25 protein-coding genes and 2 pseudogenes are annotated in these 25,128 nt (G+C 71.1%); 13 read left to right on the forward strand and 14 right to left on the reverse strand.

Annotated features, from left to right (window positions below):
• Positions 1-104 precede the first annotated feature (104 nt).
• The 3 genes from ACQEVZ_RS44990 to ACQEVZ_RS45000 all read left to right on the forward strand — a co-directional run bounded on the left by ACQEVZ_RS44990 (position 105) and on the right by ACQEVZ_RS45000 (position 1,502).
• Complete coding sequence (locus ACQEVZ_RS44990; RefSeq protein WP_433386082.1) at positions 105-569, forward strand: nucleoside monophosphate kinase; 465 nt, start codon at positions 105-107, stop codon at positions 567-569.
• A gap of 117 nt (positions 570-686) precedes the next feature.
• Positions 687-980, forward strand: a complete 294-nt coding sequence (locus tag ACQEVZ_RS44995; protein WP_433379620.1) for a hypothetical protein — start codon at positions 687-689, stop codon at positions 978-980.
• Positions 981-1,118: 138 nt separating this feature from the next.
• Positions 1,119-1,502: a VOC family protein gene (locus ACQEVZ_RS45000; RefSeq protein WP_433379623.1), complete on the forward strand. Its 384-nt coding sequence runs from the start codon at positions 1,119-1,121 to the stop codon at positions 1,500-1,502.
• Between the two features lie 334 nt (positions 1,503-1,836).
• Here ACQEVZ_RS45000 and ACQEVZ_RS45005 read toward each other — a convergent pair whose 3' ends face one another.
• The 3 genes from ACQEVZ_RS45005 to ACQEVZ_RS45015 all read right to left on the reverse strand — a co-directional run bounded on the left by ACQEVZ_RS45005 (position 1,837) and on the right by ACQEVZ_RS45015 (position 6,411).
• On the reverse strand, positions 1,837-3,543 hold the full coding sequence (locus ACQEVZ_RS45005) for a hypothetical protein (RefSeq protein WP_433379626.1): 1,707 nt from the start codon (positions 3,541-3,543) through the stop codon (positions 1,837-1,839).
• A 926-nt stretch (positions 3,544-4,469) separates the two neighbouring features.
• A complete protein-coding gene (locus ACQEVZ_RS45010; protein WP_433379629.1) occupies positions 4,470-5,156 on the reverse strand; it encodes a response regulator in 687 nt (228 codons plus the stop codon).
• Between the two features lie 28 nt (positions 5,157-5,184).
• Positions 5,185-6,411, reverse strand: coding sequence for a sensor histidine kinase (locus ACQEVZ_RS45015; RefSeq protein WP_433379632.1), 1,227 nt, complete (start codon positions 6,409-6,411; stop codon positions 5,185-5,187).
• A 354-nt stretch (positions 6,412-6,765) separates the two neighbouring features.
• On the opposite strand from ACQEVZ_RS45015, the gene ACQEVZ_RS45020 reads away from it, so the two are divergent.
• Complete coding sequence (locus tag ACQEVZ_RS45020; RefSeq protein WP_433379635.1) at positions 6,766-7,446, forward strand: hypothetical protein; 681 nt, start codon at positions 6,766-6,768, stop codon at positions 7,444-7,446.
• A 687-nt stretch (positions 7,447-8,133) separates the two neighbouring features.
• Positions 8,134-8,469, forward strand: a complete 336-nt coding sequence (locus ACQEVZ_RS45025; protein WP_433379638.1) for a hypothetical protein — start codon at positions 8,134-8,136, stop codon at positions 8,467-8,469.
• Between the two features lie 152 nt (positions 8,470-8,621).
• Here the strand turns inward: ACQEVZ_RS45025 and ACQEVZ_RS45030 are convergent, their stop codons facing one another.
• The 3 genes and pseudogenes from ACQEVZ_RS45030 to ACQEVZ_RS45040 all read right to left on the reverse strand — a co-directional run bounded on the left by ACQEVZ_RS45030 (position 8,622) and on the right by ACQEVZ_RS45040 (position 11,013).
• Entirely contained in the window at positions 8,622-9,107 is a 486-nt protein-coding gene (locus ACQEVZ_RS45030) for a VOC family protein (RefSeq protein WP_433379641.1), read from the reverse strand.
• A 510-nt stretch (positions 9,108-9,617) separates the two neighbouring features.
• Positions 9,618-9,950, reverse strand: a pseudogene (locus ACQEVZ_RS45035) (IS1380 family transposase); the annotation flags it as partial.
• A 337-nt stretch (positions 9,951-10,287) separates the two neighbouring features.
• The gene (locus ACQEVZ_RS45040; RefSeq protein ID WP_433379644.1) at positions 10,288-11,013 is read right to left on the reverse strand and encodes a hypothetical protein; all 726 of its coding nucleotides are present in this window, start codon (positions 11,011-11,013) and stop codon (positions 10,288-10,290) included.
• 543 nt (positions 11,014-11,556) lie between these two features.
• On the opposite strand from ACQEVZ_RS45040, the gene ACQEVZ_RS45045 reads away from it, so the two are divergent.
• Positions 11,557-12,738 carry an FAD-dependent oxidoreductase gene (locus ACQEVZ_RS45045; protein ID WP_344515840.1) on the forward strand — a complete coding sequence of 394 codons (1,182 nt, stop codon included), beginning with the start codon at positions 11,557-11,559 and terminating at the stop codon, positions 12,736-12,738.
• Positions 12,739-12,821: 83 nt separating this feature from the next.
• On the opposite strand, the gene ACQEVZ_RS45050 is transcribed toward ACQEVZ_RS45045, so the two are convergent.
• Positions 12,822-12,989 carry a hypothetical protein gene (locus tag ACQEVZ_RS45050; RefSeq protein WP_433379647.1) on the reverse strand — a complete coding sequence of 56 codons (168 nt, stop codon included), beginning with the start codon at positions 12,987-12,989 and terminating at the stop codon, positions 12,822-12,824.
• A 193-nt stretch (positions 12,990-13,182) separates the two neighbouring features.
• On the opposite strand from ACQEVZ_RS45050, the gene ACQEVZ_RS45055 reads away from it, so the two are divergent.
• The 3 genes from ACQEVZ_RS45055 to ACQEVZ_RS45065 all read left to right on the forward strand — a co-directional run bounded on the left by ACQEVZ_RS45055 (position 13,183) and on the right by ACQEVZ_RS45065 (position 16,378).
• Positions 13,183-13,707 carry a SigE family RNA polymerase sigma factor gene (locus ACQEVZ_RS45055; protein WP_433379650.1) on the forward strand — a complete coding sequence of 175 codons (525 nt, stop codon included), beginning with the start codon at positions 13,183-13,185 and terminating at the stop codon, positions 13,705-13,707.
• Entirely contained in the window at positions 13,695-14,930 is a 1,236-nt protein-coding gene (locus ACQEVZ_RS45060) for a hypothetical protein (RefSeq protein WP_433379653.1), read from the forward strand. Before ACQEVZ_RS45055 ends, ACQEVZ_RS45060 begins: the two co-directional genes overlap by 13 nt.
• A 359-nt stretch (positions 14,931-15,289) precedes the next feature.
• On the forward strand, positions 15,290-16,378 hold the full coding sequence (locus tag ACQEVZ_RS45065; protein ID WP_433379656.1) for a hypothetical protein: 1,089 nt from the start codon (positions 15,290-15,292) through the stop codon (positions 16,376-16,378).
• A 149-nt stretch (positions 16,379-16,527) separates the two neighbouring features.
• Here ACQEVZ_RS45065 and ACQEVZ_RS45070 read toward each other — a convergent pair whose 3' ends face one another.
• Positions 16,528-17,205, reverse strand: coding sequence for a response regulator (locus tag ACQEVZ_RS45070; protein ID WP_433379659.1), 678 nt, complete (start codon positions 17,203-17,205; stop codon positions 16,528-16,530).
• Entirely contained in the window at positions 17,202-18,341 is a 1,140-nt protein-coding gene (locus ACQEVZ_RS45075) for a sensor histidine kinase (RefSeq protein ID WP_354905295.1), read from the reverse strand. Before ACQEVZ_RS45075 ends, ACQEVZ_RS45070 begins: the two co-directional genes overlap by 4 nt.
• Before the next feature lie 153 nt (positions 18,342-18,494).
• On the opposite strand from ACQEVZ_RS45075, the gene ACQEVZ_RS45080 reads away from it, so the two are divergent.
• Positions 18,495-19,178 (forward strand): hypothetical protein, encoded by a 684-nt coding sequence (locus tag ACQEVZ_RS45080; protein WP_433379662.1) that lies wholly within the window; start codon positions 18,495-18,497, stop codon positions 19,176-19,178.
• A 320-nt stretch (positions 19,179-19,498) separates the two neighbouring features.
• Here ACQEVZ_RS45080 and ACQEVZ_RS45085 read toward each other — a convergent pair whose 3' ends face one another.
• Positions 19,499-20,263 (reverse strand): hypothetical protein, encoded by a 765-nt coding sequence (locus ACQEVZ_RS45085; RefSeq protein WP_433379665.1) that lies wholly within the window; start codon positions 20,261-20,263, stop codon positions 19,499-19,501.
• On the reverse strand, positions 20,260-20,628 hold the full coding sequence (locus tag ACQEVZ_RS45090; protein ID WP_344507196.1) for a hypothetical protein: 369 nt from the start codon (positions 20,626-20,628) through the stop codon (positions 20,260-20,262). Before ACQEVZ_RS45090 ends, ACQEVZ_RS45085 begins: the two co-directional genes overlap by 4 nt.
• Before the next feature lie 39 nt (positions 20,629-20,667).
• Between ACQEVZ_RS45090 and ACQEVZ_RS45095 the strand changes: the two are divergent.
• Positions 20,668-21,606: pseudogene (locus tag ACQEVZ_RS45095) on the forward strand (DUF2332 domain-containing protein).
• On the opposite strand, the gene ACQEVZ_RS45100 reads toward ACQEVZ_RS45095, so the two are convergent.
• On the reverse strand, positions 21,582-22,346 hold the full coding sequence (locus ACQEVZ_RS45100) for a nucleotidyltransferase domain-containing protein (RefSeq protein WP_433379668.1): 765 nt from the start codon (positions 22,344-22,346) through the stop codon (positions 21,582-21,584). The pseudogene ACQEVZ_RS45095 and the gene ACQEVZ_RS45100 overlap by 25 nt on opposite strands.
• Positions 22,343-22,852 carry a macro domain-containing protein gene (locus ACQEVZ_RS45105; RefSeq protein WP_433379671.1) on the reverse strand — a complete coding sequence of 170 codons (510 nt, stop codon included), beginning with the start codon at positions 22,850-22,852 and terminating at the stop codon, positions 22,343-22,345. The genes ACQEVZ_RS45100 and ACQEVZ_RS45105 overlap by 4 nt, the downstream gene beginning before the upstream one ends.
• Before the next feature lie 134 nt (positions 22,853-22,986).
• Here ACQEVZ_RS45105 and ACQEVZ_RS45110 point away from each other — a divergent pair, with 134 nt between their 5' ends.
• Positions 22,987-23,511 carry an RICIN domain-containing protein gene (locus ACQEVZ_RS45110; protein WP_433379674.1) on the forward strand — a complete coding sequence of 175 codons (525 nt, stop codon included), beginning with the start codon at positions 22,987-22,989 and terminating at the stop codon, positions 23,509-23,511.
• Between the two features lie 26 nt (positions 23,512-23,537).
• On the opposite strand, the gene ACQEVZ_RS45115 is transcribed toward ACQEVZ_RS45110, so the two are convergent.
• Positions 23,538-24,503 (reverse strand): alpha/beta hydrolase, encoded by a 966-nt coding sequence (locus ACQEVZ_RS45115; RefSeq protein WP_433379677.1) that lies wholly within the window; start codon positions 24,501-24,503, stop codon positions 23,538-23,540.
• Between the two features lie 70 nt (positions 24,504-24,573).
• Here ACQEVZ_RS45115 and ACQEVZ_RS45120 point away from each other — a divergent pair, with 70 nt between their 5' ends.
• The gene (locus ACQEVZ_RS45120) at positions 24,574-25,125 is read left to right on the forward strand and encodes a TetR/AcrR family transcriptional regulator (RefSeq protein ID WP_344507206.1); all 552 of its coding nucleotides are present in this window, start codon (positions 24,574-24,576) and stop codon (positions 25,123-25,125) included.
• The last annotated feature ends 3 nt before the right edge of the window (positions 25,126-25,128 follow it).

Genomic DNA, 25,128 nt, shown 5'->3' on the forward strand with positions numbered 1-25,128 from the left:
TCCGGTCCTGCCGATGTGCGTGCGCGTAATGTCGGCGCGGTGCGGAAGATTGCCGTTGTTCGCGGACCCGGCGTACTTGCGGCGGCCTGGGAGCTCGGGGAAAGCTGAGCCTCCCCGCCGTCAACGCTGGCGACCTGTTTCGCGAGCATATGCAGCATGCCACGCCGGAGGGACGACAGCTGAAGGACTACGTCGCGGCCGGCGCGGAGGTCCCCGTAGATCTGCCGACGGACATCGTCTGTGCCGCCCTGCCTGAGCCGGGTCACGACTGGCTGTTGTGCAACTACCCGAAGACGGTGGACCAGGCCGAGGCGCTGGCGCGGCGTGGTTTCGAACCGCAGGCGTTCATCGAGCTGGTCATGACCGCCAAGGATGTGAACAGATCCGACTTCCGGCTCGCGGAGTATCGACGCGAGGACACGCTCCAGGCCCTGCCGAGGTACGAGATGCGGATGGCGCCGGTGCGTTCCCGTTTCCGCACTCGTGGCACGTATCGCAGCACATCCGGCTTCGGCGAGCCCGAGGATGTCGAACGGAGGATTCTCGCCATCATCGCCGAACTTGAGTGAGACTGCACGAGCAGCGCTGCCGTCCTCTCATAGAGGAATACGGCACGTGATCAAGTGCGCACATCTGCCGCGCCGGGGGCTCTGGCGTTCATCGTGGCTGGTGACGCATCGTAATACATGGCTGCGTTTCCTGTCCCCAGCACCCGGCTCGAGTCGCCGGGTGAGCTTGTCCTGCGGGCCGCGGTGGCGGCCTACCTCGGCCGCTACCGCGGTCAGACCCGCCAGCACAGCGAGTCCGACCTGCGGGTCTTCGTCACGACCATGCTCGACGCCGGGGTCAGCCTCCGCGACGTACAGATCGCCGCCCGCCACGCCGACCCACGCACGACCATGCGCTACGACCGGGCCCGCAACAACCTCGACCGGCACCCCAACTACATCCTCGCCGCCTACATGGCCTCCGGAACCTAACCCCGCGGCTCGCGACCATGCCGAATACAGCGCACCCGATCTTGCCATGCGCCGTGGAGATTGCACTGCCGCGCCGCTGACGGGTTCACACCCGCGGACGGGCCGCGCCGATGTCCGAGTTCCCGTAATCTGGCCGGCATGCATCGTAGTCGATTGGCGGGTGTCGTCTTCGACACGCCGGTCGCGCAGGTCGGCCCGGAGGTGAACTTCTGGTCTGCGGCGCTGGGCACCCCCACTTACTCGCCTCCCGGTGAGGAGCAGTTCACCGCCCTCGTCGGCGCCGTCCCCGACTTCTTCACCGTCGTCCAGGCGGTCGGCGACGACCCGCCGCGATACCACGTCGACATCGAGACCGACAACCTGACGGCAGAGGTAGCTCGCCTGACGGCGCTCGGCGCGGAGTCGCTGACCCGTTGGAAGGACGCCTTCGTGATGCGCTCGCCAGGTGGGCACCTGCTCTGTGTGGTGCCCGTGCACAGCGATCCCGACACGTTCGCCAGAACAGCGCACACCTGGCCGTGACCCAGCCGCGCGACTCGAAGTTGGCGCGGTGCACGGCGGGGTAGCCCACGATGGCCACGTGGTCACTTCCCGATCCACGGCGTCGACACTCGGCCGTCGCCGGACGAGGTGCCGCTCCCGCCGGTGCGGCCCGGAGCGTTGCGCATCGTCGAGAAGTCAGGTCAGCTGGCTACGACCAGCCGTGCGACCATCTCGGTTTCCGCATCTGCCGCCGATGGTGCGCGGCGGTCAGCCCGTGTACGTGACAACTGGTGACCAGCACGGCGAGGTCAAGGCTTCCTGTCCTGCCGATGAGCGCTCAGCTGATCCAGGTCGGGCAGCGGGGCTTCGGACGCTAGCCGTCTGCGTGTAGTTCAGGTCGGTCCGCGACCAGTAGGGCCGCTGTCGTGGTGAGCATTCGGGTCTGCGCTGGGCCGTCCGGCACTGCGGTCATGGCGGTGATTGCCCGACTCAGTACCGGTGCGCGGTGCGCGGGCGGGAGGGCACCGGCGAGGCGGAGCAGGAGGTCGGTTCGGTCCTCGATCGGGTCGATTGTTGCTGTGGTGAGGAGCGCGGTGTGCGCCACGGCGGGCTGCCGGCCGGGTGGTAGGTGCGGCAGGATCGCGACGAGGGTTTCGACGCGCAGCTGCGGATCCAGGAGGTCGGTTGCGGCTTTGACCGCGTGATCGATGCGTGTGGCGCCGAGGTGTGGTGCGATGCCTGCGAGCGCTTCGCTGCGATGTGTGTCTTCGGTAAGCGCCAGCACCGCGGCGAGGACCTCGTCGAGGCGGTCGCCGCTGAGGTGGGCAGCGAGGTGTTCGACGCCGTCGCAGAGCGCGAGCGGGTGGTGTTGCGGGTCCGCCATGCGGAATGCGTCGTTCAGCTGGTCCGGGGTGAGGTGGGGGGCGAGGACGCCGAGGCGCTGCCCCCATTGGCGGTCACTGACCTGCCCGAGTAAGGACACCGCGCTGACCGCGGCGGCGTTACGGAGCCCGGCCGGAAGGTAGGACACCAGCTCGGCCAGTTGGTCCGCCATGTACCGAGGGAGCCGAACGCCGGTCAGGGCGTCGCCGAGGCGGTGTGGTGCGAGATATTCGGCGACCGCGGCAGCGAGCCGGTCCGGTGCTGCGTTTGGGGCTACGGCTTTGAGCCACGAGTGCGTGTGGGTGTCGATGTCTGCGGCGTCGGCGTCCAGCACCAAGGCCACCTGATCTTGGTCGAGCAGCGGAAGCAGGTCGCGCAGCGCGATGCCCCGCAGCGTGTCGTAGGTGTCCGCTGCGGTGACCGCGGCGAGCGCGGCGGTGATCGCCGACTGACGTCGTGGTCCGGGCAGATGCGGGGCGATCCCTGCCAAGGCCCGCGCGCGGGCGGCGCCGTGGTCGATCGCGTACGCTGCGGCCTCCACCGCGGCGAGATGCTCGCCAATCACCACAGGGGCAAGGCCCGTCAACGTGACGGCTCGGAGGTTCCCGTCGGCGATGGCGCAGATCGTCGTGACGGTCTCGTCCAATAGCCGGCCAGACAGGAATTTCGCGACCCAGGTGAGCAGGTGCGCGCGCAGCGCCTGGTCGCTGACACGGCCAACAACTGCGGCGGTGATCCGCTCCAGTTGCGTTGGGGTGCACCAGGGTGCGAGGTTCACCACCGCGCTGGACATGACGAGCGTCATCGGGTGCGCGCGTTCGGCGGCCGCGGTGGCCGCCTCGACCGCCACGGCACGGTAGGCCTCCGGCAGGTGCGGTAGCAGCGAGGCCAGCCCGACCAGCCGGTTGTCGGGCGTCGACAGGCGCAGCGTGCCGGCCAGGATCCGATGCAGTTGCTCTGGTGTCGCCCGTGGCGCGATGGCGTCCGTGACGCGGCATCGATCCAGCTCGTCTTCGAATTCGAGGCCAGCCTCCAACACTACGGCCAACTGATCGTCGGTCAGGTACGGCACGAGGCCGATCAGGGCCGTCGCGCGGTCGGCGCTGGAGGACCGGTTCAACGCGAACGTCACCAGGCCCCGCACGGTAGTGGCGGTCTCGCCGCCGCCCGGCACGTCCGGGTGATCCGATGCGCTCACCCGGTGATCATGGTTGTTGCGCCGGCTGATGCCAAGCCCGGCGCAGCTTGTGTCGGGTCTGCGGTCGATTCCCGATGTCCGCGCGTTGCGCGTGCGCGGCCGGCGGACCGACGAAGTCGTCATCGGCGACGCTGACCTGAGCCCGCTCCTGCAGCTATCCCCGTCGGACCGACGCAATGCCAGGCACCCGCTTTCTCGACGAGCCGGCCATCTACTCCCACACCCTTACGGAGCTGCGAGTCCAGATCCACAAAGCTGTGACGGTAAGCCGCCGATCTCGCCATCCTCCTCTGGCGCCGACGGCGAGCGCGACCTCGACCACGTCGTTACGCCGCGCGACGACGCCCAGCGTCGGCCAGCGCGCTGAACTGCCGATGACAGCGCACTGGATCTTGCCATCGGGCGTAGGTTGTGCAGCTGTGGAACTCCGCCCCCGAACTCAGTCCACCCGTCATTCCCAGTACCCGCATCGAACAACTTTGCGCAGCCATCCACACCGTCGTAGAGCTTCTGGAGTCGGGTGCTGACGCGAGAGCCGACATCGCCGCGTTCAACGAGGACACCGGGCATACGTACGAGCCCTACGACTTCATGACGTACGAGTCGTGGCGCAATATCGAGGATTTCGCTCTGGAAGCGGCCCGTCCGGCCGGGCCGAAGGTCCCGGACGTCAGCCGAGAGGAGCTGGTCGAGATCGTCCGCCGCATCCAGGCGATGGACGACGACAGGGATTACTACCTGCTCGTGCTCGAGACCAACACCGTTCGCCCCGGAGTCAGCGACCTCATCCACTGGCCGCCTCCCCACCTGGTGGACGCCTCGGCCGAGGCCATCGTCGACGAAGCACTTCGCTACCGGCTCGCCGGCCGGCGGGTCGGCTCGCCTGCCCACGCCGGGTGCGGGCGGGGGCCAGAAGGTTTCCGGTGTCAGCCGGTGAGGCCGGCGTCGTGGGCGAGTAGGGCGACCTGGGTACGGTTGTTGAGATCGAGTTTGGTGAGTATGCGGGAAATGTGGGCTTTCACGGTGGCCACGCTCATGAACAGCTCGCCCGCGATCTCGGCGTTGGACTTGCCCCGCCCGACGGCGATGGCGACCTCGCGTTCGCGTTCGCTGAGCTGATGCAGCGCGGTGGTGGCGTGCTGTTGCCGGGCGGCGGCGCCGGTGTTGCTGAGGTGGGCGATGAGCCGTCGGGTGACGGTCGGCGACAGGATGGGTTCGCCGGCTGCAACCCGCGCGATGGCGCGCAGGATCTCGGCGGGTGGCGTGTGTTTGAGCAGGAAGCCGCTGGCCCCGGCGCGCAGGGCGCGCAGGACGTACTCGTCAGCGTCGAAGGTGGTCAGGACGATGACCTCGGGTGGGTCGGGTCGGGCGCGGACTCGTTCGGTGGCGGCGAGACCGTCGAGGGTGGGCATGCGGATGTCCATCAGCACCACGTCCGGGGCGTATGCGTCGACGGCGGCGGCTACTTCACTTCCGTCGCCGGCCTCGCCCACCACGGCGATGTCCGGCGAGCCGCCGATGACCATGGTGAGGCCGGCCCGCACGAGCGGGTCGTCGTCGACGATGAGGACCCGCACCGGTGCGTTCACGTTGGGCTCCTTGTCCGTGCTCACCTGGGCCGGAGGCCGGTTCCGACCCCGATCAGAGGGTAGGCCACGGTAGCCAGGCCCTGAGCCGGAAGTCACCAGCGGGGGTGGGGCCGTGTTCGAGGCGTCCGCCGGCGAGGGCGGCCCGTTCGGTGAGCCCGATGAGGCCGATGCCGGCGCCGGGGATGCCGGCAGGGCTGGTCTCGGCCGGGTACGAGTTGCGGATCTCGACGGTTACGCCGTCGCCCGGGGTTGCCCGGACGGTGACGGCCACCTCGCCGTCGGGGGCGTGCTTGCGGGCGTTGGTCAGCCCTTCCTGCACGATCCGGTACGCGCTGCGCCCCACACCAGCCGGTACGGCGGAGAGCGCGTCGGTCTGCCAGTCGAGCCGTACCCGCATCCCGGCGCGCCGCGATTGGTCGACGAGGTCAGGGAGGTCGGCCAGGGTGGGCTGCGGCCGTTCCGGCGTTTCGTCGGACCGGTCGACACCGGTGCGGAGGACGCCGATCACCTCCCGAAGGTCCTCCAGCGCCTGGTAGGCGCTGTCGCGGACCACCCCGGCGGCACGGGCGACCTCCTCGGGCGCGGCGTCGGGGCGTAGCTCCAGCGCCCCGGCGTGCAGGCTCAGCAGGGACAGGCGGTGGGCGAGCACGTCGTGCATCTCCCGGGCGATCCGGTTGCGTTCGCCCTGGCGGGCTTCGGCGACGCGCAGTTCCTGTTCGGCCTCGACCCGCCCAGCCCGCTCCCGCAGCGACTGGCGTCGGGCCCGTACAAACATGCCCCAGGCGAGTACCGCGGCCGCGAAGACGACGCCCAGCACGATCTCCGACGCGGACCCGACTGGGACGTCGGGCCGAACCAGCAGCGTCAGGAACGGGACGAGCGCGTACCCAGCCACGATCGGGGCGACCACCGCGAAGCGCCGGTGCACCGCGACGGTGAACAGCGCGATGAGCGCCGCGCCCGCCGCGGACGTCGCGTAGACGCTGACCAGACCCGCGACCACGGCGAAGCCGACCGGCCAGCGCCGGCGCAGCCATACCCCGAGACAGCACAGCCCGCCGAGGATGAGGTCCACGGCGAGCGGCGCCGGTGCGATGTGTTGCGCGCGGCTGTCGAGCAGGGCGAGCACCGTGAGGCCGACGGCCAGCAGGAAACAAAGGGCGTCGACCACCCGGCCGCGGATCGTGCGCCCGGCCGGGCGCACCGGGTCGTTGCCAGCATCGCTGGTCACGCCTGCCGGTAGCGGGCTCCGATCCTGCGGGTCCGCCGGGGCCATCATGATCAAAGGGTACGGCCGGGTCGGGCCCCACGGCATCCGACCAAAGTCGATCCCCAGGTGTAGACCTTCGGCCCACCACCATCGACCTTGGCTCGTAGCGGTGTATCCGGCCGCTCCAGCAATCTGTTCCACGTCACCGGAACGGACAGCCAAAGAAGACTCCGAAACCAATTCCGACCATTCCTGCGCCAACGAATGACGTGGTGTTGCACCGATCATCCGACCGCAACGAAGGAGTGAGAGATGAGATCACCGCATAACCCCGCCACCGCGCTGGAATCCCTGCACGTGCCCGTGAGCGCGGCAGCGGCAACGACGGGGCCTACCCCGACCCGAGCGCTCCGAGAGCGGGTCGTGGGCGCGACGGCGATCGCGTTGGCAGCGTCGGTGGCGATCCAGAACGCGGTGGTGGTCTGGGCCGGAGCGCCAGACTACGGGGACCCGATCAAGGAGGTGCTCGCCTTCCACGCGGAGCACCGGGTCGCGGTCGCGATCGCGGTCGGCCTGGAGGCGCTGAACGTGCCGCTGCTGCTCGGGTTCCTGACCGGTCTCCACGGGCTCGTCGAGCGCCGCGGGCGTGCGGGCGCAGACTGGTCGCGCCTCGCGGTGGCCACAGGCGCGACCCTCTCGGCAGTCTTTGCGCTCTACGCCGTCCTGTGGAACGGTGTCGTGCTGTCCGCCGGCGAGCTCGCCGAGCCGAGCCCGGAGTTCGAGCTCGCCTGGCAATTGCATGCAGCAGCCTTCGCGTTGGCGCTGCCGGCGCTCGGCACCACATTCATCGGCGCTGCGCTGGCGGCGCATGCGAGCCAGCTGACGCCGCCGTGGCAGCGTCTGCTCGCAGTGGCCGGGGGAGGCCTGCTGCTCGCCGCCGGGGCGGCCAACCTCGCGATCGCGGACGGCTCAGGGCTCCTCTTCGTGGGGATGCCCGGCTACGCCGCCTGGCTCGTGTGGCTGCTTGCGACCGGCGTACGGCTGGTGCGCGCTCGAACAGCTGACCGTCCTGACGACGCATCGACCTCCGAAGAGGAGGGATGATGGGAACCGACATCGAGGCAGCTGCGGTCGCCGCAGCGCTTGGGGCGTTCGCCGGCCGCTGGCTCGCACCGAGAGGTGCCGGGCCGGGCGGCACGTCAGCGGCTGCGCCAGGACGGGCTGAGCTCGTCGAGTGCGCGGATCCGGCCGCCGCCCGGGTGCCGGATCGCGAACGGTGACGGCGAGTTCGGCCCACCGCTCGACCGGAAACCTGGCAGCGGGGTTGTCGGAATTGTCCATGCGGATCGGGCACTCGTCGCGAGGGAAGTCTCGGTGAAGTAGTACCGCAGTGGGCCCACCGAACGAGATCAACTCGGCGAGTCCGCTCCATGATCAAACGCAGCACCAGTCGGCGGCAGTGTCATTGTCCAGCGGACCCGTATCCCAAGTTCCCACACGCAGGCCCTCCCCGACTCGACGGCCGAGCCGTCCTCGGTCCGGCCATAACACCACGATGCAAACCTCCTGATGAGCCCGGAGCGCCTCGATCACGTGCGCGCTCATGCCGCCGTTGGTGCGCGCCTGGCTGGCGTAGGCCGCAGGCCCGAGGTGACCGGCCCTGGCTTCCCGTCGTGCCGATGACGTGCGTCCGGGCAACACCGTCCTACGGTCCGCGGCTACGCTGAGCACGATGCCAGTCCGGCATGAAGCTCGGCCGGCAGCCCGTTGCCATGGTGTGGAGGATGCGCGGTGGGCTACGACCTGCACATCACGCGCGCGGCGGATCCGTTCGACGCAGAGGATTTTCCGATCGGGCGCGACGAATGGAACGGGTATGCGCGGCGTCACCCGGCCATGGCTGAAGTGGGCTGGGTCGATTGGACGAACTTCGGTAGGGAAGCCATCTACGCATGGCCTGCTGGACGGGACGACCCGTGCAGCCTCTCGTGGTACTCCAGTGAGGTAACCGTCACTGGATGCCGCGAACAGGACATTCCCGGACTGCTCGCCATCGCTACAAGCCTCGCCGCGAACCTCTTCGGCGATGACGGCGAGCGGTACACCGAAGACGGCATTATGTCGTAACCAGACGGCATCCGCTCTGGCCGCAGGCCACGCGCGGCGGCCGACTCGGAGATCGTCACGCTCCGGTGCGGCGAGTCCGGTGCGTCGAACCGCAGTAGCAGCGCCCGCTCGTGCCGAAGAGCCCGAACGCTACGCCGAGGCCTTTGTCTGGATCATTCCAGACAAAGGCAGAAGGGGTGACCTGCAGGGTCCAGGAAGACCCTGTATGACGTACCGGGCTGGTCCGAGTGTTTGGTTGCACCGAGATCGATCACTGCCTCCTCGGCGGCGTCGAGGTCGTCAACGAGCATGTCGAGGTGCATCTGCTTGGGTCGCTCCTGGGTCGGCCACGTCGGCGGCGTGTAATCAGCCACCCGATGGAAGGCGATGCACTGGCCGTCCTCGGGGCAGACCGAAGCCCGACCGGCAGAGAAGTCGATCTTCCAATCCAGCATCGCACCGTAGAACCTGGCGAGCGCACCAGGATCGGGACAGTCGATAGCAACGAGGGGCAAGCGTGCGATGGCCGTGCCGGCCAGCGTATCGATCATAGCGATCGGCGCACGGCCGGATTCCGCAGTGACGTGTTGGCGCTGTTGACCGTCGTACGTCCGCTCGTAGCCGCGAGTTACCTGCAACGATGTCCGGCCGGTGGTCATCTACGGTGATCTGCTGTGCGGCGACGGAACGTGGAGCCGTCGACCGAATGGTTGGATGGTGTCGTGCACCCGGACATCGAGTGGCTTGACGACCAGGTGATCGACGGCGTCATCGAGCGATCATTTCGCATCACGCGGTCGGGCCGCCGCGTTCCGGGCGTGCTGTGGCTGCCGCCGTCGGGATCCGCCGCAGTGCCGCTGGTGTTGTTGGGCCACGGCGGCAGCGGACACAAGCGAAGCGTCCGTGTCGTCGAGCATGCCCGCTGGTTCATCAAGCACGCCGGCTTCGCTGCGGTCGCCATCGACGGTCCCTACCACGGCGAGCGGGTCCCGGCCCCGCTGCCGGCCGAGCAGTATCAGGCCCGAATCGCCGAGGTCGGGATCGAGGTGATCCTCGACCGGATGATCGAGGATTGGCAGGCTGCCGTAGACGCCGCCGTTGCCTCCGGTCGGGTCGATTCCGATCGGCTCGCCTATCTCGGCATGTCCATGGGGGCGCGGTTCGGCCTGGCGCCGGACGTGGCCGTGGGTGAACGCCCGCAGGAACGACCCCAGCGTCGAGGGCGCGTACACGCCGTCGAACAGGATCGGCATGCCACCATGCCGCACTACGTCCAGGTCGTCGATCGAGTCGGCGCCGGTCACCATACCCGCCACGATCGCGGTGACCTTCCCCGACGCGTTGGAACCCTTGTCCGTCGGCACCCGCAGCCGACCGGCGATGACCCCGTGCAGGTCACACCGCTGCGCAAGCGCCATGACCGGCACCAGCCCGGCACACGACACCAGATTCGGATCATCAAACGATGCGCGCAGCCGTGCCGCGCCGTGCGATATTCTCACCCGGACGGTGCCCTCTCGAACCGGACGATAGAAGCCTCAAGAACCTCTATCCTTCCAGCTCGCGGGGGCATTGTCGCGTCCGGGCCGGCCCCGCCACACCAATCTCGTCGGTGGATCAGGGCTTAGACCGAACAGTGTGATCGAAATTCCACCGTTCGACATGGTTCCTCCACGACGTCCGAACCGTTATCAGCCTCCCTAGTCAGAACAGGCCGTGCGGACCTTCGGCCAGTCTGGCGGTCAAGCAAGCCGACCGGATGAGCGGCCGCGCTACGGCAGCAGCGAGGAAATCGGTCAGCGCCGACGAGTGCGTGAATGCAGGTGGCCGACCAAGGCGTCAGGAGTTCCGGGTAGGCGGTATCGGGTCAGGCGATGACGGGCGGCCCGCCACCAGATCAGCGATGGTTAGACCCCAGTGGCCGAACCGTGCGTCGACGCCGTCGGCCCGCGCCTGCGCCCGAGCGCACCGAGCCGCATCGTAACGGTGACGAGCCCAGGTCGACCCGGGTCGGGCCAGCCGCACCGCGCCGATCCAGGCCACCGGCGGGAGGAAGACACCGAGGACCGCCGTGGAGTACTTGCCTTTGCGCACACAGATCAAGACCGCCATGATGTGCACCACCCACGAGGCGGCAACGGCGACGTGGCCGGCGCCAAGCCCGCTGCTCGACGTCAGCGGATTCACGCCGAGCAGCACCAGCCCCATACCGCTGAGGGCCAGGGCGACCACCTGCACGGACAGTTGCCCCTCTGGCGACCAGTACACATCCTGCAGGTGCAGGATCAGCGCGAACTCGTCCAGAATCAGTGACGACCCAATGCCAATCAGCACGCCGGACACCTCAGCCCACGGGCGACGGCCGTCTGCAGCGACTGACGTGTATGCACCGATCACGGTCAGGATGATGCCTGGCACGGCGTGGTGAATATGCACTCCACCCGCTATGTTGTTGCGGAACGGACCGACGCCTGCGCGAATCATCCGGGTAATGGACCGAGTCGTCACGAATGTGAGCAGGAACGACAGAAATAGCAGCAGAAACGGCACTTGCGCAGCGGTCATGGAACATCCTTGCAGTCCGACTCCGCCCGACGACGCCAGCACACGCCACCAGGCGGAGAGTTCCAAAGCACCGTACCGGCCCGGAAGCCCACACGATCAACAACATGGCGTGCGGCAGCGTGCCGGAATGCGGCCGTACGTGCTCGTCAATTGCTGAACGTCCGAACACATTCGGAGCACATTGCGACCGCCGGCACGGTACACCGGGCCGTGAGCGATCCGCGACCCGCCATCCGCGACTCGCCGGCGGTGCCGTCGTGTGACCTGCTGGGTGATCCAGGCGGTCGACGCCGTCTCTGTGGCGGTTCCCGTGTGGGATTCACCTGCCATCGGGAAGCGGCTGGCAAACGAACTCACCCCTGGTCGACGTCTCCTGCCGGAACTGCGGCCGTGGCCGTGGACCGTCGACCGGCTGAACGCTCGCACACTTGCGTTTGCACTGATGCGGATCGGGGAGAGTTTCCCGCACGCAACGCGATCGCCGACGGTGCCCGATGTGGACCAGGCCCTCAGGTGATCGGACGGCTACTGGAGGGCTGAGGCGTGGAGACGGACGTCTGCGTCGTGGGCGGCGGCCCGGCCGGGCTGGTCCTGGCGCTGCTGCTGGGCCGGCGCGGGATCCGCACGGTCGTGCTAGAGAAGCATGAGACGTTTCTGCGCGACTTCCGTGGCGACACGGTCCACCCGTCGACGCTGCAGCTGATGGACGAGCTCGGTCTGGGTGAGCGCCTGCACGCCCTGCCGCACCGCACCATCCGGCAGTTCCGCTTCACCTACCCCGTCGGCTCCTTCCAGCCGGTCGACTTCAGCCGCCTGCACACCCCGTATCCGTACGTCATGTTCCTGCCCCAGTGGGACTTCCTCGAACTGCTGGCCTCCGAGGGCCGTTTCGAACTCCTCCGGCGGCACGAGGTGCTTGGCGTGCGCCGCTCGGGAGGGCGGATCGTCGGCGTCGACGCCCGCACACCCGACGGACCGCTGCGGGTCGACGCCGCGCTGACGGTTGCCTGCGACGGCCGCGATTCGACGGTACGGCGGGATCTCGCTCTGCGCTCGAAGGTCTTCGGCACGCCGATCGACGTGCTGTGGTTCAAGCTGCCGAGGCACGACGACGATCCGGCCGGGCTGGTCGGCCGGATCGACGACGGCCGGCTGTTCATCGGCATCGACCGCGGCGACACCTGGCAGATGGGATACGTCGTACCGAAGGGCAGCGACGACCAACTGCGCAGCCGGGGCTTGGCGGCCTTCCGCGCCGGGATCGCCGCCGGGGCGCCCTACCTGGCTGACCGGGTCGCCGAATTGACGGACTGGGATCAGATCAAGAAGCTGACGGTGCGGATGGACCGCCTATACCGCTGGCACGTGCCAGGTGCCCTGCTCATCGGTGATGCCGCGCACGCGATGTCACCGGTCGGCGGGGTCGGCATCAACCTGGCGATCCAGGACGCGGTCGCGGCGGCGCACGTGATCACGGCCGCCTTCGAGCGAGGCGCCCCGCCGACCGAGGACGAGCTCGCCGCCGTCCAGCGCCGCCGGACCTTCCCGACGAAAGGCACCCAGCTCGTCCAGCGGGCGCTGCAGCGCGCCGTGCTCGCACCCGCGGTCTCGGGCCGCCCGACTCGGCCGCCCCTGCCGCTGCGGATCATCGACCGGATGCCCGCCTTGCGCGCGCTCCCGGCGCGGGTGATCGGCATCGGCCTCCGCCCGGAACACGCCCGCTGAGTCGAGGTCGATACAAAACGCAACGGCGCCCGACCCGGTGGTGTCGAGGACGGCCGACACCACGCCTTGGTTCGCCAGGCTGATCAGTATCCGGCCCGGACGGCCCGGAACGTCACCGACGTGTACGGCCACGGAGAGCGCCAGCCGTGCCGGCTGTCAGCTGGACGTTCGTCGGCGGCGTCCGGGTAGGTCGGCTCTTCCTCGAACAGCCAGACGAGATCGTCATAGCTCGGGATCGGTTCCATGACCACCGCGGAATGCTCACACATTCCGGGTCACAACATCGCACCCAGGTGCCCGCTTCTGCCGCCGTCATGGTGCCGGGCGTCACCGGGCAGAGCTTCGCGGCTGAGCCTATGATCACGCCGGACTTTCGGTGAAAAACTTTGTGGCGGCGGGCAACGCATCGGGGCGATCCAGGCACTTAAACGCCGAGGAGGCGGGATGCGACTGGATGACGACGCCCGGCGGCGGTTCGGGGAGTACTTCGCGGCGCGGCACATCGTGGTCCGCCGCACGGCGTATCTGCTGTGCGGCGACTGGCACTGGGCCGACGACCTGACGCAGTCGACGTTCATCAAGGTCGCGGCCGGCTGGCATCGGATCCGCGACGCGCAGTTGCTCGACGCGTACGTGCGCACCTGCCTGGTCCGGACCTTTCTCGCCGATACGCGCAGGTCGTGGCGGCGGCGGGAGCGCTCGTACGCCGACGTGCCGGACGGGGCCGCCGGCGGCGAGGGCGCCGAGTCGAGCGCGAGCCGGATGGTGTTCGCCGCGGCGCTGCAGCAGCTGCCGCCGCGGCAGCGGACGACGATCGTCTGCCGGTACTACCAGGGGCTTGACGTCGCCGAAACCGCCGCGGTGCTCGGGTGCTCGGAGGGGACCGTGAAGAGCCAGACCGCCAAGGCACTCAGTGCCTTGCGGGAGCGGCTCAGCACGGGGCTGAAGGAGGAGTCGTGTCAGAACTGAGGCATCTGCTGGACGACCTTGCGGGCTCGCCGGCACCGGCGCCGCGCGCCACGTCCGATGCGCTGTTCGACGCCGGGCGGCGGCGCCACCGACGGCGGACGGTCGTCGCGACCGCGCTTGCGACCGTCCCGATCCTCGCGGTGGGGGCCGCGATCGTGTGGCTGCCCGAGCGGCACACCGCCCCGCCGCCCGCCGACAACTCGCCGTCCCCGTCCATCTCCACGCGGACCGTCACAGTGGGCTGGGCGGAGGTGGCCGATTCGCAGCACGCGTACGCCCGTGCGGCGGACACGATCTTCGGGACCGACGACGGCGGCCGGACCTGGACCGCGCGCAGCGGCCTCGCGGTGCAGGACGTGACGACATTGAGCGTGGGTGTCGTGCTCACCAGGGCAAATTCGAGCGGCGACGACTCACCGCCGATGCGGCTGAGCACCGACGGCGGCCGCACCTTCGCCGACCTGGCGGACGAATCGGCGACGGTACCGGCCGTGCCCGCCGGGGCCGCGGTGCTGTGCCGCGCGCCCGTCGCGCTGGCTCCGTGCAAGCTGTCCGCGGTCGACCCGCAGACCCGCCGGATCTCGCCGCTCGCGCACCAACCGGACCCGATCATGCCGTCGGCGTACAACCTTGTCGATCCCTTCGGCCAGATCCAGTCTGGCGGCGACCGCATCGTGGTCGCCGGTCGGGCGCAGAACACCGGACGGCCGGCGGTCGCGTTCTCCGACGACCGGGGCCGGACCTGGAAGACCCACGCGTTCACCGATCTGCCGTGCACCAAGGACTGCAACGAAAGCATCTCGGTCCAGTCGTCGGCGGACGGCACGACGCTCTACGCGATGGTCGAGGACCGCGAGATATACGCGGACCCCGAAAGGGGGCAGCTGTACGTCTACTCGAAGCACCTCGACGGGAGCTGGACCCGCACCGGCGACGTCATCGCGTACACCCGCACCGAAAGCTTCTCCAGGTCGTTCGTCGCCGCGGACGGCACGCTCTTCGTCGGCACGTCCCGCACGCTGCAGGTCGGCACGGAACTCAACTACCTCGAACTGCGCAACGGCCACTTCGCTCCAGCGGACCTGGACGGCCTCCCACCGACGGCGATGCCTGTACGCCGGAACCGCAGTGGCGACGGGTACTTCGCGCTCGACACGATGGCGTACGCGCTGTACCAGTCGTCGGACGGCCGGCACTGGACCAAGTTCCCGCTCATGCGGTAGCCGCCCGCTGCTACGCGTCGCGCCAGCGGGCCGGGAAGGCGCCCAGCTCGGCCTCGTGCTGCCCGACCGGAAGGCGGACAAGTTGGCCGGGTGGGTGCGTGAGCGTCCCGGGGTGCAGGTCGTCCGCTGTGACGGGTCCGCGGCGTATGCCGAGGCGATCCGAACTGGAGCCGCCCGCATCACCCGGACCGGGGTGGCCACGGCCCTGTCCGACCGGGCGGACGCGGGCCAATCCCTCGGCGCGCAGGCGGGTGAGGCGGCGACCCGTGCACCGGCGACCGAGGCCGGCTTCAGCCACTTCTGGCACGGCGCAGACGCCCTTCGAACTGATCTACGAGATCCGGCTGTAGCCTGCGCGGATGCCACGCACAGTGCGCCCGCCGATCGTCCTCGGCCTGGCCTCGACCGGGACCGCGGTCGCCGGATTGTCGATCCTGCTCTACGCGACCTACGTCGGCGTGCGTGACGCCAGGGTGGTGCGCCACCTGTTCCCGACGCTCACGGCCGAGGCGCTGGCCTTCATGTTGCCCGCGGGCCTGCTCGTCGTGGGCCTGCTGGCGGGGGCGGCGCTGGCCCTGGCCGGCCGGGACGCGGGGCGCTGCGCGCTGGTGTGGCTCTGCGGTATGGGGATCGGTGTGGCGGTGCTGTTCTACATGGGGCATCTGACGGTGCTGTTCAACTGGGACCACGAGGTGTGGATCGGGCCGCCGCGGTGGGTCGGTGGGCTGGGCGCGCTGCTCGCCGTGCTCGGGCTGGTGGCGGGTGCCGTCAGCCTGGGCATCCCGCCGGCCCGCCGGGCCTTCGCCGGATCGCAGGCCCTTGCGGCCGAACCGGAGACCGGCGCCGTGGCCGGCACGGCGGCCAGCGCTGTGGCCAGCGCGGTGGCCAGCGCCGTGGCCGTGCCGGAGCTGCCGGCGTCATTGCGGGGCGCGGCGGTGTGGCTCCGGGTGGGCGGCGGGTCCGGCGCCGCGGGCAGCGCCGGCGTCGCCGCGCTGCGCGTCGCCGCCGGCGACACAGTCGGCGCAGCCATGGCCGTGTCCGCCGCCGTCGGCGTCCTCGCCTGTGCCGCGGGTGCGGGCGCGGCGGCGACGACGGCTCGGCAGCGCCGCCGCGGCGCGGCCCAGCTGGCCCGTGCCGCGGCGGCGGTGGCGCTGGCCCTGCTGCTGCTCGCCCTGCAGTTGTGCACGATCTACGTCGTCGGGTGGGTGGTCTGGGCCGAGACCACCGGGCCGACCGGCTTCGACCCCGTAGTCGTCCCGATGATCGTGGCCGTCGTGGTCGGCATCGTCGCGACGCTGGCCGGGCTCGCGGGCCTCGCCGATCCGCGCAGCGAGCGGTTCATGGTGCAGCCGCACCGGCCGCAGTACGTCACGTGGGGGTCGTGGGCGCCGGCCGCGCAGCGCTCGCCGGAGGAGGCCGCACCGGTGGACGGCTACACGGTGCCCTGACGCGACGGCAGCGGGCCGGCCCTCCTAGGAGTGCCGGCCCAGGTGCTGACGTTCGGTGTTACGCGGTCGGGTACTCAGCCAGGTAGATCGGCACGCCGATCATGCTGGTGTCGGCCGGGTCGCCGCTCCTCGCGTCCGTCGCGTCTGTGTCACGCGCCGCGGGCGGAGCGGGTCGGGTCGTGGCGGAGGCCGGCGTCGTGGGCTACCACGATGGCTTGTGCGCGATCTCTGACGTCGAGCTTGGCAAGGATGTGGCGGACGTGGGTCTTCACCGTCGCCATGCTGATGACCAGGTCGGCGGCGATCTCCGTGTTGGACAGGCCGGCGCCGATGCGGCCGAGGACCTCCAGCTCGCGGTCGCTCAGCTCGCGCAGGCCGGGCGGCGGCGACGACGACTGCTCCGGGGGGCTGGCGGCGAAGTGGTCCAGGACGCGGGCCAGGACGCTCGGCGCGAGGACGGGCTCGCCGGCGACGGCGTGGCGGATCGCGTCGCTGAGACCGTCGGACGTGACGTCCTTGAGCAGGAAGCCGGCCGCACCGGCCCGGAGGACGTCGAGGACGTGCTGGTCGGTGTCGAACGTGGTCAGCGCCAGCACCCGCGTGCGTCCCCCGGTGTCCTCGACGATCCGCCGGGTCGCCTCGACGCCGTCCATCACCGGCATCCGCAGGTCCATGAGCACCACGTCGGGCCCGTGCGCGGCCACCGCGGCGACCGCCTCAGCGCCGTCGGCCGCCTCCGCGACCACCTCGAACCCGGCCAGCTCCAGGATGAGCCGCAGCCCGTGCCGCACCAGCACCTGGTCGTCGGCGATGACGACGCTGGTCATGCGGCCGCTCCTGATTGCGGCAGCGTCACATGTACCTCGAAGCGCCCGTCACCCTTGGACGCCGCGAACGTGCCGCCGAGCAGCTCGGCCCGGTGCCGCATGCCGGCGATGCCGCGGCCCTCCCGGTCGCCGGTCCGGCCGCCTTCCGTGGGCCGTGGCGGCGGGCCGGCGGCGTTCGCCGCGGTGACCGTGACCGTGTCCTGGGCCCAGTGCACGTCGACCGTCACGGGCGTGCCGGGTGCGTGCCGGCCGGCGTTGGTCAGGCACTCGCGGACGATCCGGTGGACCGCGAGCCATACCGACGTGTTTCCGGCCCACGGCGTGCCGGTGACGGTGAGCGAGTTGGCGATCCCCGCGTCCCGGGCCCGGCGGGCGAGGTCGGTGAGGCCGGCGGGGGTCGCGTCGGTGGGGTCGGTGGGCGGCGCCACGACGTCCAGCGCGGCGCGGATCTCCCGCAGCGTCCGGTGCGCGGTCTCGCGGATCGCCTCGACGGGCGCGGCGGCCCGGTCGGGGGCGAGCCGCAGCGCCGCCGACGCCGCCTCCGCCTGCACGGCGATCAGCGTCAGCTCGTGGCCGAGGACGTCGTGCAGCTCGCGGGCGACCCTGGCCCGCTCCTCGCTGACCGCGGCCTCCTGCACCTTGCGCTTCTCCGCTTCCAGCTCGCGGGCCAGGTCCAGCAGGGCCTGGTGCTGCTGCCGCTGCCGGCGCACGATGCGCCCGGCGAGGACCGGCGCGACGACGACGAGGACCGAGCCGATCGCCGCCGTCGGCACCTCCGGGCCGAGCAACGTGCCGACGACGCCCGTCACGCACGCCCACACCGACACCGCCCACACCGCCGCGCGGGGCGCGCCGTAGGCGCCGAGGGCGTAGAACTGCAGCAGCACCGTGACGAAGCCCAGCAGCGGGAACCCGTCCATCGTGATGAGCCAGAACGCGCTGGACACCGCGGCCGCCTCGACCGGGTGCCGGCGGCGCCACGCGAGCGGCAGCGTCGACCCGACGACGAACAGCTCGCCGACCCCCGGCGCGGCGAACGGCAGCACCAGCGCCTGGACGAGCCCGGCGACCGTCAGCACGGCGGTCAGGACGACGTCCAGCCGTGTCACGTGCAGCCGGTCCAACCTGGGGTTCACGCGGCGAGCGTAAGCCATGACCAGCGGCGCGGGCCTCATCCCACGGGCTGATCGTCGGAGCAGCCCGTGGGTCGATGCGGGTCGGCCGGCGCCGTTCGTACCGTGGCGGCATCCGCACCTCGCGGACCTTCCGACGAACCTTGAGGAACCACCATGACCTTGACCGAAACCGGCCGTCCACAGGCGCCGGCCGCCGACATGACCCGCACCAGCACCCGCTTCGGGATCGCCTTCACCGTCTGCCAGTTGCTCGTGATGGTGGCGATGACGGTGTTCGTCCTCCCGCACGCCGGCTCGCCGACCGACCCCGCGCTGGAGCGCGGGCAGAACGTGTTCGACGCCGCGCAGCTGTACCGCATCGGCAACTTCGCCTTCATGGCCGCGGGCACGCTGCTGCTCGGGTTCCTCGGGGCGGTGCACGTGCGGCTGCGGCGGGCCGACGGCAGCGGGGCCCTCGCCACCGTCGCGGTCGCGGCCGGTGCGCTGCTGGCGCTGATCTGGCCGCTGGGCGGGATGCTGCACGACGTGGCCCTCGAGACCGCCTCCGCCGGGGCGGACCTGCGGATCCTCGCGGGGTGGGACTCGGTCGCGCCGTTCGGGCTGGCGTTCTCGGTGTTCGCCCGGGTGTTCTTCGTGGGGGCCATCGCGCTCGCGCTGCGGGCCGGGGGCAGGAACCCGTGGCTGGTCCGCACGGGCGTCGTCATCGTCGTGCTCAGCCTCGCCGGCAGCGCGACCCTGGTGGCGGGGGCGATGTTCCCGCTGCTCGCGGTGAGCACCCTCGCGTTCGAGGTCTGGGTCGGCGTGGTCGCCTGGCGCTGGCTGCGCGACGATCGGTGACGGACTCCGCTCCTGGCCGGTGACGCGCCGGCCAGGAGCGGACCGGGCCGCGGCGTCGCGACCGGCGTGCTGAGGACGAACTCCAGACCGTCGTCACGCCCGGCGGTGGCGGCCCAGCCGCCCGTCGACACGTACTCCCACAGCCCGCCGGGCTCAGCGGGCGCGACCCGCAGCACCCGGAAGTGCGGGTTCACGGCCCGGATCGGCCCCGCCTCCCACGTCAGCACCTCGACGCGACGGGGACTGAAGAACCGCCGGACGTGCTCCTCCAGCGCACCGCACACGTCGTCACACGGCGGGAGATCGACCACCGCAGCAGCCTACGGCTGGGACATGCGGTCGTCAGCGCCGAACTCGCCCGGGAAGGTGTCGAACCGGCGCGCCACCGCGGCCCGGATCAGCCCGGCGTCGTCGCCGAACGGGCCTGAACAGGCCTGGTACCTCTCGTGGAGCCGCCGCCAGTCGATGTCCTCGTCCGCGTGGATCTCACGGATGACAGCGGCGAGATCGGGCAGGTCGAGGTGGTCCGCGCCGAGGGCGGCGTCCTCTGCCAACTGTGACGAGAAGCCGTTGGCCTGTGCCTCGTTGTGGAACAGCATGAGGTGTTTGACATGGAGCAGGGCGGCGGGCGCGTCCGGTGGGGCGGCGTAGGCACGGTCGATCAGGGCTTCGACGACGTCGCCGAGCCGCTCGTGCAGCGGGTCGTGCAGCCAGCATGGCACCGCCCGCCAGGAGTGCGCGGCCCGCAGCCGCTCCGGATCGTCGACGCCCTGAAGGGCTTCGAGGCCTCGCCGGCGGGGCACGACGGAGCCGGCGGGCACGGCCGTCCGCACGCCGGACAGGGACACCGACGTGTCGTCGTTGCCGGGCTCGACCAGGAACTCGTCGGTCCCACCCGAGCGCAGCATGACCAGGCAGTGGGCGTCGCCGACGAGGAACACGATCACCGCGGCCGTGGCGGTGGCGCAGCGGAAGGCCGACTCCGGGCCCGCCTCCGGGGAGTCGTAGACGGCCGCGAGGTCGTCCGGGTGCACGTCCCGGTCCTCGCCCGGATCGCCGAGCGGGCGGAACCAGCAGATCGTCACTTCAGCCAGCGGAGGGCGGCTTCGGCGGTGTCCTCGGGGGTGCTGTTGAAGGCGATCGCCGCCGCCGGGGCGTGCCGGCGGACCAGGTTGACGGCCTGCTCGAACAGGAGCAGGAGGGGCTCGTGCTTGCGGATGCCGCCGCCGACCACGACGCAGGTGTAGGGCTTGGCGGTCAGGGCCTCGGTCATCGCGGTGGCGGGGTCCTCGTCGGGGGCGAGGAGGCACAGGTCGGCCTCGATGCCGTGCTCGGCGAAGTGGGCCTGGCCGCGGGCGATCGCCGCGACGACGGGCTCGGGGTCCCAGCCGGGGATCCGTTCGGGGTCGAGCCCGATCACCAGCACAGGTCCCCGCGACACGTCATCCACGACCTCGATCGTGCCACAGAGTCGTGCGACGATCACGCGGTGAGCACTGCATCGAGGTTCACCGAATTCGCACAGCGGGAAGCGCGGGGTGTGTCGCCGGTGTACGAGCGGCTGTGCCACGCCATCGCGCGGGACGCCGGGGTCGTGGCGCTGCTGGAGACGGTGCCGGAGCCGAAGCGGCAGCCGAACCTGCTGCTCGGCGTGGTGCGGCTGCTCGGCGGGCCGGTGGACGATCCGGGTGCGTTCCACGACTTCACGGTCGCGAACTGAGCCGCGGTGCAGACCGAGCTGCGGCGGCGGGCCACGCAGACGAACGAGGCGGGGCGGTGTGCGCTGCTGCTGCCGGTCCTCGCCGCGCTGCCGCAGCCCTTGGCGCTGCTCGAGGTGGGGGCGTCCGCGGGTCTGGGGCTCTACCCTGACCGGTACCGCTACCGGTACAACGGCGGCGACGTCATCGGCGAGGACGGTCCGGTGCTCGACTGCGCGCTCACCGGCACGGCACCGCCGCAGCGGCTGCCGGAGGTGGTGTGGCGGGCCGGCATCGACCTGAACCCGCTCGACGTCACGGACCCGGCCGACGTCGCCTGGCTGGAGGCGCTGATCTGGCCGGAGCACCAGCACCGCCGCGACCGGTTGCGCGCCGCGGCCGCCGTCGCCGCCGCCGACCCGCCCGTCCTGCGCCGCGGTGACCTCGTCGACGACCTGCCGGGCCTGGCGGCGCAGGCGCCCGGCGGCGCGACCCTCGTCGTCTTCCACACCTCGGTGCTCTACCAGGTGCCGTCGGCCCGCCGGTTGGCGTTCGCGGATGTGGTACGGCGGCTGCCCGGCCACTGGATCGCCGTGGAGGGCGCGGACGTCCTGCCGTACGGGCGGATCCCGGACGAACCAGACGACACGCTGCACAACGTGCTGGCCCTCGACGGGCGGCCCCTCGCGTGGACCAGGGCGCACGGTCAGGCGATGACCTGGTTCGGCTGAAGCCGGGTCCGCACCACCAGGTCGTGCAGCGCGTCGACGGCCGCCGGGTCCGGGCGGTCCGGCAGGTGTGAGGCGTCGCGGGCGGCCTCCAGCTCGGCGCGCAGGCGCGGGACGTCCGCGGCCAGGTGCGCGGCGGCACCGTCGGGCAGCGGCCCGTGCTCGGCCTCGCGCTTCGCGGCGATCAGGTCCGGCACGTAGGGCAGATCAGCGCCGAGCACGCCCAGGTCCGCCTCGACCTCGCCGGTGCGCATGAGGTGGATGCCGGTCAGCAGCACCCGCAGCGTGTACAGCGCGGGCTTGAGCTCGCCGGTCCTCGCGTGCAGCCGCTCCTGGGTGGCGGCGAAGCCGAGGTAGTGGTGCGCGTGGTGCCGGGTGACCAGCCCCGGCGCGAGCGCCTTGAGCGCGGCGTGCACCGGGGTCGTCACGACCACCAGCGGCGACAGCAGCTGCTCCAGGACGTAGCCGTTGCGGCCGGTGAGCATCTTCGCGAACTTCAGCAGGTCGTGGCTGACGACGTCCAGCTCCACGCCGTCACGGATCCCGGCGTGCTGCAGGGTCTGCGGCCCGGTCCGCAGCCCGACGACCTCCTCCGCGGCGAGCAGGTGCGCGCCGCGCAGGTCGAGGTCGGAGTCGACGGACGCGAACCCGTACAGGTGCGCGCCGCTGACGGTCGCGAACACCAGCGGCCGCGCCAGCCCGCGGGCGACCTCCCCCGCCCACGCGGGCACCTCGAGCGTCACGACGGCTCCCGGGCGAGGGCGGCGGTCAGGAGGTCCATGGCCTCCTCGTCGAACGCGACCAGGCGCACGCGCTCGACCGACGTGCGGGTGGTGCGCAGCGTGTCGACCGCGATCCTGGCCGCGGCGGCCGGTGGGAAGCCGTAGACGCCGGTGGCGATGGCGGGGAAGGCGAGACTGCGGACGCCGAGCTCGTCGGCGACCGCCAGGCAGCGGCGGTAGCAGGAGGCGAGGATGGCGGGCTCGTCGTACGCGCCGCCGTCCCAGACCGGTCCGACGGTGTGGATGACGTGCCGCACGGGCGGGTCGAGCGCGAACGCCGGCGTGGCCTTCGCGTCGCCCGGGTCGCACGGGGCGATCGCCGCGCCCGCCTCGGCCAGCCGCGGCCCGGCTGCCTGGTGCACGGCCCAGTCGACGCCGCCACCGCCGAGCAGCGACTCGTTGGCCGCGGTCACGATCGCGTCCACCTGTTCGTCGACGATGTCCCCGAGCACCACCTCGATCTCCATCACCGCATGATGCCATTCCGTCGGGCCGGGCAAGGGCCGGCGGAAGGATTGCCGAAGGTTCGGCGAAGGTCGGCGGCCGACAGTGGCCGTCATGACCCGCCACCGCAGGCGGGCATGACGGAAGGAAGTCAGTGATGACGATCGTCAGCAAGCGCATGCGACTGGTGTACGCCGTGACCCTCGCCGCTGGTGGCGTGGTGGCGGTATCGGCACCGGCCCACGCGGCGGACGGCGACTGGGAGCGCCTCAGCAGCTTCGCCACCGGCAGGGTGGCCGCCGTGCCGGCGCCGTACACCAGGAACGACGAGCAGGTCGTGACGGCGGTGTACGACGACATGGCCTACAACGGGCGATGGATGTTCACGCCGCTCGGCAACGACAGGTACACCATCCAGAACCGGTACAGCAACCAGTGCCTCGACACGCAGGGTGGCCTCGGGACGACGGCCGGGACGCCGGTGGTGCAGAACCCGTGCGACCAGACGACGAGCCAGAAGTGGGTCCTGACCCGCGACAACGGGCTGCAGATCTGGCGCATCACCAACGACCTCTCCGGGCTGTCGCTCGCGGTCGAGACCGGGGCGGACGCGAACGGTGTCGGGTTCGTCCTGGCCAACAACGCGCCCAACAACACGAAGCAGATGTTCCAGAAGTGGTGAGGTGAGGCCGGCTTCCTCCACGGCGGTCAGGTCAGGCGGCCGTGCAGGAAGCCGGTGATCTCGGCGCGGGCGGCCCTGGCGTGCGGGACGACGCCCGGCATGCTGAGGAACGCGTGCGGGGCCCCGGCGTGCTCGGTGAGCTGCGCCGGGGTGCCCTGTTCGCGGAGGCGGCGGGTGTACGCGCGGCCCTGGTCGGCCACGGGATCCAGGGTCGGCACGACCACGAGCGCCGGGGGCAGGCCGGCGAGGCTTCCGGCGTACAGCGGCGACACAGCCCTGGCATCGGTGCCTTCGGGCACGGCGAGCCGGCGGAACAGCCGCAGCTGCGGCACGGTCAGCGTGGGGCTGTCGGCGTGCTCGGTCATCGACGGGTAGTCCAGGGCGGTCTCGGTGAGGTCGACGCACGGGTTGACCAGGACCTGCGCCCGCAGGGCGAGGCCGGCGTCGCGGGCGCGGATCGCGGCGAGGGCGGCCACGAGCCCGCCGGCGCTCTCGCCGAAGACGGCGGCGCGGGCGGGGTCGACGCCGAGCGCGGCCGGGTGGTCCAGGACGTGGCGCAGCGCGTCCCACCCGTCGTCGACGGCGGCCTCGAACGGGACCCCGGCGGCGGCGAGGCGGTGCTCGACCGACACGACGACCGCGGGCAGCCGCGCCGCGAGGTGGCTGTTGATCCAGTCGCTCTGGACGGCGGTGCCGACGAACCCGCCGCCGTGCACGTGGAGCACGAGCGGCAGCGCGTCCCCGGCGTCCCCGGCGTCGTCGTTCGCCGGCCGGTACACGCGGATCCGCAGCGACCTGCCGGGCAGCGGCAGCTCGTGCCAGTGGATCGTCACGCCGCGGGCGGGGAAGCCGGTGACGACCCGGATCAGCGGCGCGGACCGCCGCCGGTTCTCCGCGGTCCGGAAGGCGTCCAGGTCCTCGGCCGGCATCGCCAGCCAGTCCGGCTCCTTGCGCAGCGTCCGCAACACCCGGATGCCCAGCGGTGCTCTCATGGCACGCCCCCTCAATTCCGCTACTTGAAGTATCGATACTAGAAGTAGCACAACTGGGTATGGTTTGGCCATGCCCGCTTCCACCAGACCGCCCGGCCGCCCCCGCACCGGCGTCGACGCCGCCGTCTTCGCCGCGACCCTGCGCACGGTCCACGAGCTGGGCTACGCGCACGCGACCGTCGACCGGATCGCCGCCGCGGCGGGCATCGCGAAGACCACTGTCTACCGCCGGTGGCCGTCCAAGGGCGCGCTGATCACCGCCTGCCTCGTCGACGCGTTCGGCCCGGTGCCCCTGACCGGCGCCGACCGGTCCGCCGTCCTCGCCAACGCCATCCGCTGGATCGCCGCGAAGATCGGCGAGCCGGGCGTCGGCGCCGCCTTCGCGGGCGTGTTCACCGACGCCGTCAACGACCCCGCGCTGCGGCAGGTCCTGTCCACCCAGCTGCAGGACCCGTACCGGCTGGTGCTCCAGGACGCCCTCGACGAGCCGGAGCACCGCGTCCTGTTCTTCATCGACGTCGTCGTCGGCACCCTGCTGCACCGCATGGGCATGACCGGCGAGCCGATGACCACCACCGACGTCGACGCCCTGGTCGACATGGTCCTGCGCGCCCTGGGCTGAGCG

This window comes from Dactylosporangium sp. CA-152071 (assembly GCF_050936335.1).
In the GTDB taxonomy this organism is placed as follows: Bacteria; Actinomycetota; Actinomycetes; order Mycobacteriales; family Micromonosporaceae; genus Dactylosporangium; species Dactylosporangium maewongense.